The sequence below is a fragment of the Citrobacter sp. CFNIH10 genome, assembly GCF_002934585.1.
GTDB classification, from domain to species: domain Bacteria; phylum Pseudomonadota; class Gammaproteobacteria; order Enterobacterales; family Enterobacteriaceae; genus Citrobacter_A; species Citrobacter_A amalonaticus.
On sequence record NZ_CP026216.1, the window covers coordinates 734,839 to 747,713 of the forward strand.

Here is a 12,875-nt window from a genome sequence, read left to right on the forward strand (position 1 = left end):
CGTCCCGACTATCATTTAATCATTATCCGCATTGTTAGCAGACTGAAAATTCAATAACATCAAACTGTTTTGAATCGTCTTTCCCTTTACTCAAGGTACGAGAGCAGGATCAATGAAAATACAAACCCAGCTGTTGAGTGCATTAGCGTTAAGTGTCGGGTTAACTCTCTCGGCGCCGTTTCAGGCCATTGCGTCGATCCCAGGCCAGGTTCCCGGCCAGCCCGCGCTTCCCAGTCTTGCCCCGATGCTCGAAAAAGTGCTGCCTGCCGTCGTTAGCGTGAAGGTTGAAGGCACCGCCACTCAAACGCAGAAAGTCCCGGAAGAGTTTAAAAAATTCTTTGGCGATGATCTGCCCGATCAGCAGGCACAGCCGTTTGAAGGACTGGGTTCCGGGGTCATTATCGATGCCGCAAAAGGCTATGTTCTGACCAACAATCATGTGATTAATCAGGCGCAGAAAATCAGCGTTCAGTTGAATGACGGGCGTGAATTCGAGGCCAAACTGATTGGCAGCGACGATCAAAGCGACATCGCCCTGCTGCAAATTCAAAACGCCAGCAAGCTGACGCAAATCGCCATCGCCGACTCGGATAAACTGCGCGTTGGTGATTTTGCTGTGGCGGTCGGTAACCCGTTTGGTCTGGGGCAAACCGCCACCTCCGGTATCGTCTCCGCGCTGGGACGCAGTGGGTTGAACCTGGAAGGTCTGGAGAACTTTATTCAAACCGATGCTTCAATCAACCGCGGGAACTCCGGCGGCGCGCTGCTTAACCTGAACGGCGAGCTGATCGGTATTAACACCGCTATTCTTGCGCCTGGCGGCGGCAGCGTCGGGATTGGTTTTGCCATCCCCAGCAATATGGCCCGCATCCTGGCGCAGCAGCTGATTCAGTTTGGTGAAATCAAGCGGGGCCTGTTGGGGATTAAAGGGACCGAAATGTCCGCCGACATCGCCAAAGCATTCAAGATAGATGTGCAGCGCGGTGCCTTTGTCAGCGAAGTACTGCCAAACTCCGGTTCAGCCAAAGCGGGCATTAAGTCCGGCGATGTGATTACCAGTCTCAACGGCAAACCGCTCAATAGTTTTGCTGAGCTGCGCTCCCGGATTGCCACCACAGAACCCGGTACTAAAGTGAAGCTGGGCCTGTTGCGTAACGGCAAACCGCTGGAAGTGGAAGTGACGCTTGATACCAGCACCTCGTCATCTGCCAGCGCGGAGATGATTGCCCCGGCGTTACAGGGCGCGACGCTGAGCGATGGTCAGCTCAAAGACGGCAGCAAAGGTATCAAAATTGACAGCGTTGAAAAGAGCAGTCCCGCCGCGCAGGCTGGTTTGCAGAAGGATGATGTGATCATCGGGGTCAACCGTGACCGCGTGAATTCTATCGCCGAGATGCGCAAAGTGCTGGAAGCCAAACCGTCCATTATTGCGCTACAAATCGTCCGCGGTAACGAGAGCATTTATCTGCTCCTGCGTTAAATCCAGATGACCGGGCATCAGCCTCGCGTGTGATGTCCGGTTAACTCGTGATATGCTGCTGCCGTTCCCTTTATTAATGACGCCTCCATCATGTTAGTGAAGCTCTTACGTTCGGTTGCAATTGGTTTGATTGTTGGCGCCATTCTTCTGGCCGCCATGCCTTCGCTACGCAAAATCAACACGCTTTCTGCACCGCAATATGACAGTGCCGACGAGACGCCCGCCAGCTATAACTCTGCGGTACGTCGTGCGGCCCCCGCTGTGGTCAACGTCTATAACCGCAGTATGAACAGCACCGCGCATAATCAGTTGGAAATCCGCACCCTGGGTTCAGGTGTAATCATGGATCAGCGCGGCTACATCATTACCAACAAGCATGTGATCAACGATGCCGATCAAATCATCGTCGCCTTGCAGGATGGACGTGTGTTTGAAGCGCTGCTGGTTGGCTCCGATACGCTGACCGACCTGGCGGTACTGAAAATCAACGCCACTGGCGGTCTGCCGACGATTCCGATCAACGCCGGACGTTCACCGCATATCGGTGACGTAGTCCTGGCGATCGGCAACCCTTATAATCTCGGACAAACCATCACCCAGGGCATTATCAGCGCCACGGGGCGTATCGGCCTGAACCCAACCGGACGACAGAACTTCCTGCAAACGGATGCCTCGATCAACCACGGTAACTCTGGTGGGGCACTGGTGAACTCGCTGGGTGAGCTCATGGGTATCAACACCCTGTCGTTTGATAAAAGCAACGACGGCGAAACGCCGGAAGGGATTGGCTTTGCCATTCCGTTCCAGCTGGCAACCAAAATTATGGATAAGCTGATCCGCGATGGCCGTGTTATCCGTGGCTACATTGGGATTGGTGGTCGTGAAATTGCCCCACTGCACACGCAGGGCGGCGGTATGGACCAAATCCAGGGGATCGTCGTGAACGAAGTGGCGCCGGATGGCCCGGCGGCGCAGGCCGGTATTCAGGTTAACGATCTGATTATCTCCGTGAACAGCAGACCGGCGGTCTCCGCACTGGAAACCATGGACCAGGTAGCAGAGATTCGACCAGGTTCGGTCATTCCGGTGATTGTCATGCGTGATGATAAGAAGCTGACGCTACAGGTCACTATTCAGGAATACCCGGCAACCAATTAGTTATCGGCAATCAGGCAATAAAAAACCGGAGACATATTGCTCCGGTTTTTTTATGGCTTCGCGGTTCGCTTACTTGTTAACGAACTCTTCACCCAGTTGAATATCTTTCTTCAGGGTATCCAGCATACCTTCCAGCGCATTCTGCTCGAATGCGCTCAGTTTGCCGATAGACTGACGCTCTTCGACGCCGTTTTTACCCAGCAGCAGCGGCTGCGAGAAGAAACGTGCGTACTGGCCGTCACCTTCAACGTAGGCACATTCTACAACGCCTTTTTCGCCCTGCAGCGCGCGCACCAAAGAAAGACCGAAACGAGCGGCCGCCTGGCCCATAGACAGGGTTGCCGATCCGCCACCCGCCTTCGCTTCAACCACTTCGGTACCTGCGTTCTGAATACGCTTGGTCAGGTCAGCGACTTCCTGGTCAGTGAAGCTCACGCCAGGGATCTGCGACAGCAGTGGCAGAATGGTCACGCCAGAGTGTCCGCCGATAACCGGAACTTCAACTTCAGTCGGCAGTTTACCTTTCAGTTCCGCCACAAAGGTGTTGGAGCGGATGATATCCAGCGTAGTTACGCCAAACAGTTTATTTTTGTCGTAAACGCCCGCTTTTTTCAGTACTTCTGCTGCAATAGCGACGGTGGTGTTCACCGGGTTGGTGATGATACCGATGCAGGCTTTCGGACAGGTCGTCGCGATCTGCTGTACCAGGTTCTTCACGATGCCCGCATTGACGTTAAACAGGTCGGAACGATCCATACCCGGTTTACGCGCTACACCTGCGGAGATCAGCACCACGTCCGCACCGTGCAGTGCAGGGGTCGCGTCTTCACCGGAGAAGCCTTTGATTTTCACAGCAGTTGGGATATGGCTAAGATCTACAGCCACACCGGGAGTCACTGGAGCGATGTCGTACAGGGAGAGTTCTGAACCTGAAGGCAGTTGGGTTTTTAACAGTAGTGCAAGCGCCTGGCCGATACCGCCGGCAGCGCCGAGGACTGCGACTTTCATCCTAAACTCCTTATTATATTGATAAACTAGTGTTTGTTGCTCCGCGGCGGCGACGTTAAACCACAAATTCGATGAATACAATCACCCGTATTCAATTCTGTGTTGTCACGCGAATTTAGCTTTTATGCATTTAATTGACGTAATCCGAAGCTGTCTGTGCAGTAGAGCAACTTTCCAACAGGTGGTGACAATATACCCTACTACCAGCCCAAAACAACATCAATTTGATAACAATTAATTTACTTTTAAGCTTATTTGCGAGGCGTGACACAGGCATGTTTCTTGATAACAATATTTGATAAAATTCCGCTCTTTCATAACATTATTTCAGCCTTCACTTGGGCAGACTATTTGCATAAAAATTCATCTGTATGCATAATAATGTTGTTTCCACTCTCATACTACGGGTGACTTATGCGAAGCTCAGCTAAGCAAGAAGAATTAGTTAAAGCGTTTAAAGCGCTACTTAAAGAAGAAAAATTCAGCTCTCAGGGCGAAATTGTCCTCGCATTGCAGGATCAAGGCTTTGATAACATCAACCAGTCCAAAGTGTCACGCATGCTGACAAAGTTTGGGGCAGTCCGTACCCGCAATGCGAAAATGGAGATGGTGTACTGCCTCCCGGCTGAACTGGGCGTACCCACCACCTCCAGCCCACTGAAAAACCTGGTTCTTGATATCGATTTTAACGATGCAGTGGTGGTGATCCACACAAGTCCTGGCGCGGCGCAGTTGATCGCCCGCCTGCTGGACTCGCTGGGTAAAGCTGAAGGCATTCTGGGCACCATCGCCGGGGATGACACCATCTTTACCACCCCGGCTAATGGCTTTACGGTAAAAGATCTTTACGAAGCCATTCTGGAGCTGTTCGAACAAGAGCTCTGACCCTCTCACCCCGTCGTCTGAGGCGGCGGGGTAAAACCCTGCTTTAACGTTCACTTCCCGTTATTTTATCTGCCTGTTATTTAGCAAATAGTGCGTTTATCTGCCCAAAATCATTCAAGCAGTGAATATGCCCATGCAAAACCGCACAAATCGCAAAATTTCATATCCATATGATTTTATTAGATATAAACAAAAAACCATCATTTTTTAATTCCAGACAGGCATAAAAAAATAAATTTTCATTACTTACGCATCGCTGAAACCATTAGCGTGGTATTAATTTATCACGTTATTAGTGTATACTTGATTTTGTGATGAGGGTCACGAAACGAAGACCCCCAATAATAAATTCGACGAGGTACTTATCATGAAAATCAAAACAACTGTTGCTGCGTTAAGCGTTCTCTCTGTTCTTTCATTTGGCGCATTCGCCGCAGATTCTATCAACGCAGAACAAGCACAAAATCGCGAAGCGATTGGCTCTGTCTCCGTAAGTGCAATCGGCTCCAGCCCAATGGACATGCATGAAATGCTGAACAAGAAAGCCCAGGAAAAAGGCGCATCAGCGTATCAGATCACCGAAGCCCGTAGCGGTGACACCTGGCATGCCACTGCCGAATTGTACAAATAAACCCTCGTCGTCTAGTCCGACGACCTTGCCCCCGACTGTCGGGGGCTTTTTTATCTCTCAATGACGAACATTAAAACGCAACTGACCTTCCAGCTCTTCTTCTGCTTCATCAAACAACAAAATCAGTGCGCCATAACGCCGGCGTGATTTCTCGGGTAGATGTACAAACTCGATCTCCAGCGGTAACGGCAGCGCTTCACTCATGATGATGTCCCACAGAGAGTCGAGATCGCTTACTTTCTCTTTGGCCAGGCCAAACATTCGCGCAAACTCACGATAAAAGTCGTCCTGATCCTCAATTTCATCAAAATCAAATGTATAGATATTCATCTATCGCCACCTTCCCGATATCGGTCTGACTACAGGCCGCCAATATGCAGGGTTTTCACTTCCAGAAATTCGTCTAACCCCAGAACCGATCCTTCACGTCCCAGCCCTGACTCTTTCACCCCGCCAAACGGTCCCAACTCGGTGGAAACCGCACATTCGTTTATCCCGATCATACCGCTCTCAATAGCCTGAGAGACACGGAACACCCGTTGTAGGTTTTGCGTATAGAAGTAAGCGGCCAGGCCAAACGGCGTGTTGTTCGCGCGCTCGATTACCTCTTCTTCTCGGGTAAAACGGAAGCAAGCGGCAACCGGTCCAAACGTCTCTTCGCTCGCCAGCTTCATGTCGTCACGACATTCACCCAATACCGTTGGTTGCCAAAAGTTACTGCCGAGTGCGTGCGCTTTCCCGCCCGCCAGCACTTTGGCTCCTTTCGCAACGGCATCTTCCACATGCTCACGCACTTTATCGACCGCAGACGGTTCGATCAGCGGCCCGACGACGACGCCGTCATCCAGGCCATTCCCCACCTGCAATGCCTGAACCGCATCGGTCAGTTTGCGGGTGAATTCGTCGTAGACACTCTCCTGGATATAAAAGCGGTTCACGCTGACACAAACCTGCCCGGCATTACGGAACTTATTGGCAATAGCGCCTTTTACCGCCGCATCGATGTCCGCATCGTCAAACACGATATAGGGAGCATTGCCACCGAGTTCCATCGACACTTTTTTCATGGTTTCCGCGGCATTACGTACCAGCGTTTTACCGACAGCCGTTGAACCGGTGAACGAAATTTTGCGCACCGCATGACTTGCCATGATGGCATCGCTGATTTCCGGCGTATTGCCCGCTACGGCGTTGAGTACGCCATCAGGGACCCCCGCTTTCTTCGCCAGCGTGAGCAACGCAAAGGCACTCAGCGGCGTGTTATTGGCCGGTTTTATCACCCCGGTACAGCCCGCCGCCAGCGCCGGGCCGAGCTTACGGGTCAGCATCGCCATCGGGAAATTCCACGGCGTAATGGCTGCCACGACGCCAATCGGTTCGCGTGTCGCCAGAATGCGAGAGCCGGGTTTGATCGGCGGGATAATTTCGCCATTGGCACGCTTCGCCTGCTCGGCAAACCATTGGATAAAGCTGGCAGCGTATTCGACCTCACCCTCGGCTTCTTTCAGCGGTTTCCCCTGTTCGGTGGTCATCAACCGTCCCAGCCAGCTTTTGTTTTCGATGATCAATTCATACCAACGGTACAGAATTGCCGAGCGCTCTTTTGCCGTTTTTGCCCGCCAGGCAGGAAATGCCTTACTGGCCGCGGCAATCGCCTCCTCGGTCTGCTGTTTTCCTGCTTTCGCCACCTTCGCGATCGTGTCGCCAGTCGCCGGATTGAGCACATCAAAGGTGGTATCAAGCGTTTTCCACTGCCCATCAACCAGATATCCCGTCTGAAAAAGTTCGTTGTCCTGAAGCGTTTGCATGGTGTTTTCTCCTTCTGATGTCCTGCATTGCGCACATCGAATAAGTATAGCCATAAAAAAACCGACGCTTTTGGCATCGGTTTCTGAGGGTTAGCTGTCGGTTAGCGCATGCTGGTACTTGTGCAACATACCGGTCAGTCGTTTCACCGGTTCAGTGACCTGCGGGGGCGCTTCCCAGACTCGCAGCTTTTCCTGATACACGTCCAGCTCATCCAGTAGCTGACCAAAATAGCGTCGACGCTTGTCGTCATTCACGGCTGAAATGACATGATCCGCCGTACGACGCAACTGCTGGTGGAACGCGGAGAGATCGTCGTTGACCGGAATCGGCGCATCCCGCAGACGCTGGTGCGCAATGATCATGGTCAGCGCCAGACGGAACTTCGGCAAATCCCCCGGGAATTTATTCATCAACAGAAACAGCTGCTGATAAAGCGCGGGAAGATGGTTCTCTTTGCGTCGTACCACGTTGGTGGTCATCGCTGACACCGCCGCAGAAACAAACTGGTTGAGCAGCACACGACCCGTACGATCGCGAGAATTATCGCGCACAATCACAATGACCAGAAAGGCCAGTACGCAGCCCACAATCTGCCCTAACGCACTGTCCAGGAACTGGCTGAAGTGGAAGGTCATCGGGTTATCCAACACGATAATGTTAATGGTACTGGCCAGCGCGCCCATCGACCCCAGACGCCGCTTCTGTACTTCGATCCCCAAAAAGAATCCCAGCACCGCGAGGCTCAGACAAAGCAACAGCATGCTCTGTTGGGTATTGGGGAGGATCACCAGAAAATAGAGCGCCCCCAACGGCAGCGCGGCAAGCGTACCGTAGATAAAGTCGATAGCGACCATGCGTGGGTTCGGCAGACGCATCGCCAGCGAAGTCACCACCGCAATCATCACCATTGCGCCGTTACCGGAAGTCCAGCCTGTCCACAGCCAGAACAGCGTTCCCAGCACACAAGAGAGCGTGGTGCGCCAGAAGTTCACCATGGCATGGTGACGTTCCGCGGACTCGACTTTCACCACCGGTTCTCCCTGCAACACCTCCTCTTCCGTGGCGCTGATTTTGGTATTGCTGATCACGCCACGCTTCAGCAGCAGATAGCGCGTTGCCGCCCCAGCCCAGGTATACAGCGTGACGGGCGTTTCACGCTCACCGGTCCAGGCAATCACCCGGCGCAGGCGCTTAAGCTGCTTATGCACATCCTGCGCGGTTTCAACCGGCATGGCGAAAAACTCGCGGAAGGTATCGGTGATCAGCTCAGGACGCGTGTTCTGGATCAGATAGGTTTCGCAAGATTGCGTAATCATGGTCAGCGACAGGGTATTGATCGCCTTCAGGCGGCGATTCGCCCGCGCCCAGCGGGAGGATTCCATGTTCAGGTTGCTGCGCATTCCTTCCAGCGCCGTGGCCCGACGTACCAGATCGCCCCAGGCTTTGTCCACTTCTTCGCTATCGCCATGTTTAATGCACAACTGCATCAGTTGGTACTGCGCCACCAGCAGGCTATCCAGCTCACGATCGACCTCTTGCTTGATCGATCGTGGAGAAAAGAGCAGATCTGCGATAATGGCGCAGACAATCCCGATGACAATCTCGCTACAGCGTTCTACAGCAAACTGCGGCGTAAGCAGCGGTTCGGTTTGAATAGTGATGACAATAATCAGCGCGGTGTAGCCCGATAACCCCCATGCATAGGAGTTCTCAACGCGCACCAGCGAAGAGATCCACGTACAAAACCCCGCCCAGATACAGCACACCAGAATCATCAGCAAAGGTGCGCGGATCATCGCAATGATGATCACCAGTGCCGCAATACAACCAATAAAGGTGCCGACAATGCGCAACATCCCGCGATAACGAATCGCGCCAGAATACGGTTCGCCGCCGGCGGCAAAGGCCGGACCCGCCGCGACAATCGCCGCCGTCAGCACCGCCCAGCGTGGTGTTTCAAGCTGAAAGTGAAAGCCAACAAACAGCGCCAGGACAATCGCACATGCCAGTTTGACCGCAAAGCGAATGTGCTGGTTGGCGATGGAAAAAATGCCCATCGCGATTAACCAAATTCGCGCAGACGGTGCGCCATTTTACGGAAGAACGAATCATTATTTTCGTCACGATCCTGCTTGCCGGTGATCACGACAGTCGCCGTGGTGCCGGCAGGCCACAGATTTTCCTGCTGATCGTCAAGCTGGATACGCACCGGAACGCGCTGCGCCAGGCGTACCCATTCCAGATTGGAATCGATCGTCGCCATGCCTTTATCGTCGCGGGTACTGCTGGCATTGGTGACCCCTGCCGCGATGCTATCGACTCGCCCTTTTAATACCTTATTGCTACCCAACGGGGTAATTTCTGCGCGATAGCCCGGACGGACGCCCTCCAGCTTGGTCTCTTCCATATAGGCCAGCACATAGAAGGAGTTCTGTTTCACCAGCGCCACGGCGGTAGAGCCTCGGGTAATAAACTCACCGGTATAGACGTTCAGGTTAGTTACCCAACCATCCGCAGGCGCGCGAATAACGGTACGTTCGAGATCTAACCTGGCGAGGTCGCGAGTCGCTTGCGCTTTAGCAAGCTGATGTAATACGGTTTGCAGAACGTTATTGGCCTGATCAATCTCTTCACGGGACATCGCCTGGACGCCAAGACGGTTACGACGTCCGGCTTCCTGGCGTTTCTCTTGCGCCAGCACCTGATAATAGGCGACGTCGGCTTCGGCCTCTTCCAGCGCTTTTTGGTAGCGCGGTTGATCGATGGTGAACAGCACCTGATCTTTCTTCACCAGTTGATTATCATGCACCTTAACGGCAGTGATGAGCCCGGCAACGTCCGGCGCGATGGCAACCACGTCTGCGCTGAATCGGGCATCACGCGTCCACGGTGATTCAGTGTAATAGACCCAGGCGCGAAAAATAGCGATGAACGCCAGGATGACCAGTACGAGGGTAATGGCCGTACGGGAGATTTTTCTTGTTAGTGTTTTCACTTCAACCTCAAACGAACAGGCGCGATATCAAGTAAAAGAGACAGCAATACAGCGCAGTATTAAACAGAGCCGGATGCCAGACAAAATCATAGATGCCCGTAGGCACAAGCACCCGGCGCACCAGCCAGAAAATCGCCAGTGACAGAAGCAATTCAAAGAATATCGGTGGGAAGGACAGACCAAACACCACGATAACGGGAAACAGACTCATATTGACCTTGATATTGTAGAGAGTGCAGGCGATACAGTTTTCAGCAAATGTCGACGCGGAGAAGGGCAAGGAAAGCCAGGCGAGAGCGACATAGCCTTTATTTGAATAATAATATATTACCGTAACTGTTATGCTGTTATCTATAATATGTGATCTAAATCACTTTTAAGCCAGAGTGAATAATGGAACGATTAAAGCGCATGTCGGTGTTCGCGAAAGTGGTGGAATTTGGTTCCTTCACCGCCGCCGCCAGACAGCTACAAATGAGTGTTTCGTCGATCAGCCAGACGGTGGCAAAACTGGAAGATGAGCTGCAGGTCAAGCTGCTGAACCGCAGCACGCGTAGCATTGGCTTGACTGAAGCCGGGAAAATTTATTATCAGGGCTGTCGGCGTATGCTGCATGAAGTGCAGGATGTTCACGAGCAGCTTTATGCCTTTAACAACACGCCGATTGGTACGCTGCGCATTGGTTGTTCTTCAACCATGGCACAAAATGTCCTCGCGGGGATCACCGCTAAAATGCTCAAAGAGCACCCTGGCCTGACGGTCAATCTGGTCACCGGTATTCCGGCCCCCGACCTGATTGCCGACGGTCTGGATGTGGTTATCCGCGTGGGTGCCCTCCAGGATTCAAGCCTGTTTTCCCGTCGCCTGGGCGCAATGCCGATGGTGTTATGCGCGGCGAAACGCTATCTCGCACAGTATGGGACACCGGAAAAACCGGCCGATCTCACCAACCACTCCTGGCTGGAATACAGCGTGCGTCCGGATAATGAGTTTGAGCTGATCGCCCCGGAAGGGATCTCCACGCGACTGATCCCACAGGGACGCTTTGTGACCAACGATCCAATGACCCTCAGCCGCTGGCTGACCGCCGGCGCAGGGGTTGCCTACGTCCCGCTGATGTGGGTGATCAATGAGATCAACCGGGGCGAACTTGAGATCTTACTGCCGCGCTACCAGTCCGATCCGCGTCCGGTCTATGCACTGTATACCGAAAAAGACAAACTGCCGCTGAAAGTACAGGTAGTGATTAACTATTTGACCGACTATTTCGTCGACGTGGCACAGATTTTTCAGGGAATGTATGGTCGGGGAAAAGAAAAGTGAGAAATTGCCCGGTGGCGCTGCCGCTTACCGGGCCTATGGGAGCATCAGTTGTTGACCGGACAGGCGTAAACCACTATCCGGCAACTGACAGTCAGGCGGTGCCGCCGACCGTCAGGTTATCCACTTTCAGCGTCGGTTGACCCACACCCACCGGCAGGCTCTGGCCTTCTTTGCCACAGACGCCGACGCCGTTATCCAGCTTCAGGTCGTTACCGACCATCGAAATCTGCTGCATCGCTTCGATACCCGAACCAATCAACGTGGCCCCTTTCACCGGCTTCGTCACTTTGCCGTTCTCAATCAGATACGCCTCTGAGGTAGAGAAGACGAACTTACCGGAGGTGATATCCACCTGACCGCCGCCAAAGTTTGGCGCATAGATCCCGTACTCTACGGACTCAATGATCTCCTGCGGCGTGGATTTACCCGGCAGCATATAGGTGTTGGTCATACGCGGCATCGGCAGATGCGCGTAAGACTCGCGGCGACCGTTTCCGGTCGGCGCAACGCCCATCAGCCGCGCATTCAGTTTGTCCTGCATGTAACCTTTCAAAATGCCGTTTTCGATCAATACATTGTATTGACCCGGCGTGCCTTCGTCGTCAATGGCCACCGACCCCCGGCGATCCGCCATCGTTCCATCGTCCACCACGGTGCACAGTTCAGAGGCGACCAGTTCGCCCATATGACCGCTGAATACCGATGTGCCGCGACGGTTAAAGTCCCCTTCCAGGCCATGTCCCACCGCTTCGTGCAGCAGTACGCCAGGCCAGCCAGCCCCCAACACAACGGGCAGCGTCCCGGCAGGTGCGGCGACCGCAGACAGGTTCACCAGCGCCATGCGCACGGCCTCTTTCGCCCACGCGTCGGCGCGGACGTCGCCATCCAGATCGGCGAGGAAATAATCGTAGCCAAAACGCCCACCGCCACCGCTGGCGCCGCGCTCACGTTTACCGTCTTCTTCCACCTGTACGCTGACCGACAGGCGCACCAGCGGACGCACATCGGCGGCCAGCGTCCCGTCAGTAGCGGCAACGAGGATCAATTCATACACGCCGGTCAGGCTGGCCGACACTTCCTGCACGCGTTTATCCGCTTCACGGGCAACTTTATCGACGCGGCGCAGGATATCGAGCTTCTCTTCACGGCTCATGCTTTGCAGCGGATCGACAGAGGTGTACAGCGCAGGATACTCAACGGCACCGAGGGTCTTCACTTTCCCGTCGCCATTGTCACGCACGATGGTACGCGCGGCGCGCGCACTCTGTTCCAGCGCCTGCAGACTGATCTGGTCAGCATAGGCAAACCCGGTTTTTTCACCGCTCACTGCGCGAACACCAACGCCCTGATCGATATTGTAAGAACCATCTTTAATGATGCGGTCTTCTAAAACCCAGGATTCGTGATAGCTCGACTGAAAATAGAGATCGCCGTAATCAAGACGACGTTCGGCCAGTTGGCCCAGAATGGCAAACAGATCCTGATGTTTCAGGCCGTTCGCCGCTAGCAATTGTTCACTTACCAGGTTCAGACTCATCGTTATTGCTACTCGTTAATGACTGCAGATAGAGGATCTATGTACTGAG

Annotated in this window: 12 protein-coding genes; 5 read left to right on the plus strand and 7 right to left on the minus strand. The window is 53.5% G+C overall.

The features are described 5' to 3' along the window. Nucleotides 1-112 precede the first annotated feature (112 nt). Both degQ and degS read left to right on the plus strand, forming a co-directional pair. On the plus strand, nucleotides 113-1,480 hold the full coding sequence (gene degQ / locus C2U53_RS06850) for a serine endoprotease DegQ (protein WP_042998324.1): 1,368 nt from the start codon (nucleotides 113-115) through the stop codon (nucleotides 1,478-1,480). Between the two features lie 90 nt (nucleotides 1,481-1,570). After that, entirely contained in the window at nucleotides 1,571-2,638 is a 1,068-nt protein-coding gene (degS, locus tag C2U53_RS06855) for an outer membrane-stress sensor serine endopeptidase DegS (protein ID WP_042998325.1), read from the plus strand. Nucleotides 2,639-2,707: 69 nt separating this feature from the next. Here the strand turns inward: degS and mdh are convergent, their stop codons facing one another. Next, nucleotides 2,708-3,646: a malate dehydrogenase gene (mdh, locus tag C2U53_RS06860; protein WP_042998326.1), complete on the minus strand. Its 939-nt coding sequence runs from the start codon at nucleotides 3,644-3,646 to the stop codon at nucleotides 2,708-2,710. 414 nt (nucleotides 3,647-4,060) lie between these two features. On the opposite strand from mdh, the gene argR reads away from it, so the two are divergent. Both argR and yhcN read left to right on the plus strand, forming a co-directional pair. Beyond that, a complete protein-coding gene (gene argR, locus C2U53_RS06865) occupies nucleotides 4,061-4,531 on the plus strand; it encodes a transcriptional regulator ArgR (RefSeq protein WP_042324992.1) in 471 nt (156 codons plus the stop codon). A 367-nt stretch (nucleotides 4,532-4,898) separates the two neighbouring features. Next, complete coding sequence (gene yhcN, locus C2U53_RS06870) at nucleotides 4,899-5,162, plus strand: peroxide/acid stress response protein YhcN (protein ID WP_042998327.1); 264 nt, start codon at nucleotides 4,899-4,901, stop codon at nucleotides 5,160-5,162. Between the two features lie 57 nt (nucleotides 5,163-5,219). Here the strand turns inward: yhcN and C2U53_RS06875 are convergent, their stop codons facing one another. The 5 genes from C2U53_RS06875 to aaeX all read right to left on the minus strand — a co-directional run bounded on the left by C2U53_RS06875 (nucleotide 5,220) and on the right by aaeX (nucleotide 10,177). After that, nucleotides 5,220-5,492, minus strand: a complete 273-nt coding sequence (locus C2U53_RS06875) for a barstar family protein (RefSeq protein WP_042324989.1) — start codon at nucleotides 5,490-5,492, stop codon at nucleotides 5,220-5,222. Nucleotides 5,493-5,521: 29 nt separating this feature from the next. After that, complete coding sequence (locus C2U53_RS06880; protein ID WP_104445749.1) at nucleotides 5,522-6,970, minus strand: NAD-dependent succinate-semialdehyde dehydrogenase; 1,449 nt, start codon at nucleotides 6,968-6,970, stop codon at nucleotides 5,522-5,524. Nucleotides 6,971-7,060: 90 nt separating this feature from the next. Then, complete coding sequence (gene aaeB, locus C2U53_RS06885) at nucleotides 7,061-9,028, minus strand: p-hydroxybenzoic acid efflux pump subunit AaeB (protein WP_044255975.1); 1,968 nt, start codon at nucleotides 9,026-9,028, stop codon at nucleotides 7,061-7,063. 5 nt (nucleotides 9,029-9,033) lie between these two features. Continuing rightward, nucleotides 9,034-9,966 (minus strand): p-hydroxybenzoic acid efflux pump subunit AaeA, encoded by a 933-nt coding sequence (gene aaeA / locus C2U53_RS06890; RefSeq protein ID WP_042998330.1) that lies wholly within the window; start codon nucleotides 9,964-9,966, stop codon nucleotides 9,034-9,036. A gap of 7 nt (nucleotides 9,967-9,973) precedes the next feature. After that, nucleotides 9,974-10,177, minus strand: a complete 204-nt coding sequence (aaeX, locus tag C2U53_RS06895) for a p-hydroxybenzoic acid efflux pump operon protein AaeX (protein ID WP_000051841.1) — start codon at nucleotides 10,175-10,177, stop codon at nucleotides 9,974-9,976. A 182-nt stretch (nucleotides 10,178-10,359) separates the two neighbouring features. Between aaeX and aaeR the strand changes: the two genes are divergently transcribed. Beyond that, on the plus strand, nucleotides 10,360-11,289 hold the full coding sequence (aaeR, locus tag C2U53_RS06900) for an HTH-type transcriptional activator AaeR (RefSeq protein ID WP_042998331.1): 930 nt from the start codon (nucleotides 10,360-10,362) through the stop codon (nucleotides 11,287-11,289). 91 nt (nucleotides 11,290-11,380) lie between these two features. On the opposite strand, the gene tldD is transcribed toward aaeR, so the two are convergent. Beyond that, the gene (gene tldD, locus C2U53_RS06905; protein ID WP_061069296.1) at nucleotides 11,381-12,826 is read right to left on the minus strand and encodes a metalloprotease TldD; all 1,446 of its coding nucleotides are present in this window, start codon (nucleotides 12,824-12,826) and stop codon (nucleotides 11,381-11,383) included. Nucleotides 12,827-12,875: the final 49 nt, after the last annotated feature.

What these genes read in the sequence shown, in the direction of transcription:
- yhcN (WP_042998327.1), top strand. Translation starts at nt 4,899, where the DNA reads ATGAAAATCAAAACAACTGTTGCTGCGTTAAGCGTTCTCTCTGTTCTT.
- mdh (WP_042998326.1), bottom strand. Translation starts at nt 3,646, where the DNA reads ATGAAAGTCGCAGTCCTCGGCGCTGCCGGCGGTATCGGCCAGGCGCTT.
- C2U53_RS06880 (WP_104445749.1), bottom strand. Translation starts at nt 6,970, where the DNA reads ATGCAAACGCTTCAGGACAACGAACTTTTTCAGACGGGATATCTGGTT.
- tldD (WP_061069296.1), bottom strand. Translation starts at nt 12,826, where the DNA reads ATGAGTCTGAACCTGGTAAGTGAACAATTGCTAGCGGCGAACGGCCTG.
- aaeB (WP_044255975.1), bottom strand. Translation starts at nt 9,028, where the DNA reads ATGGGCATTTTTTCCATCGCCAACCAGCACATTCGCTTTGCGGTCAAA.
- degQ (WP_042998324.1), top strand. Translation starts at nt 113, where the DNA reads ATGAAAATACAAACCCAGCTGTTGAGTGCATTAGCGTTAAGTGTCGGG.
- argR (WP_042324992.1), top strand. Translation starts at nt 4,061, where the DNA reads ATGCGAAGCTCAGCTAAGCAAGAAGAATTAGTTAAAGCGTTTAAAGCG.
- aaeR (WP_042998331.1), top strand. Translation starts at nt 10,360, where the DNA reads ATGGAACGATTAAAGCGCATGTCGGTGTTCGCGAAAGTGGTGGAATTT.
- degS (WP_042998325.1), top strand. Translation starts at nt 1,571, where the DNA reads ATGTTAGTGAAGCTCTTACGTTCGGTTGCAATTGGTTTGATTGTTGGC.
- aaeX (WP_000051841.1), bottom strand. Translation starts at nt 10,177, where the DNA reads ATGAGTCTGTTTCCCGTTATCGTGGTGTTTGGTCTGTCCTTCCCACCG.
- C2U53_RS06875 (WP_042324989.1), bottom strand. Translation starts at nt 5,492, where the DNA reads ATGAATATCTATACATTTGATTTTGATGAAATTGAGGATCAGGACGAC.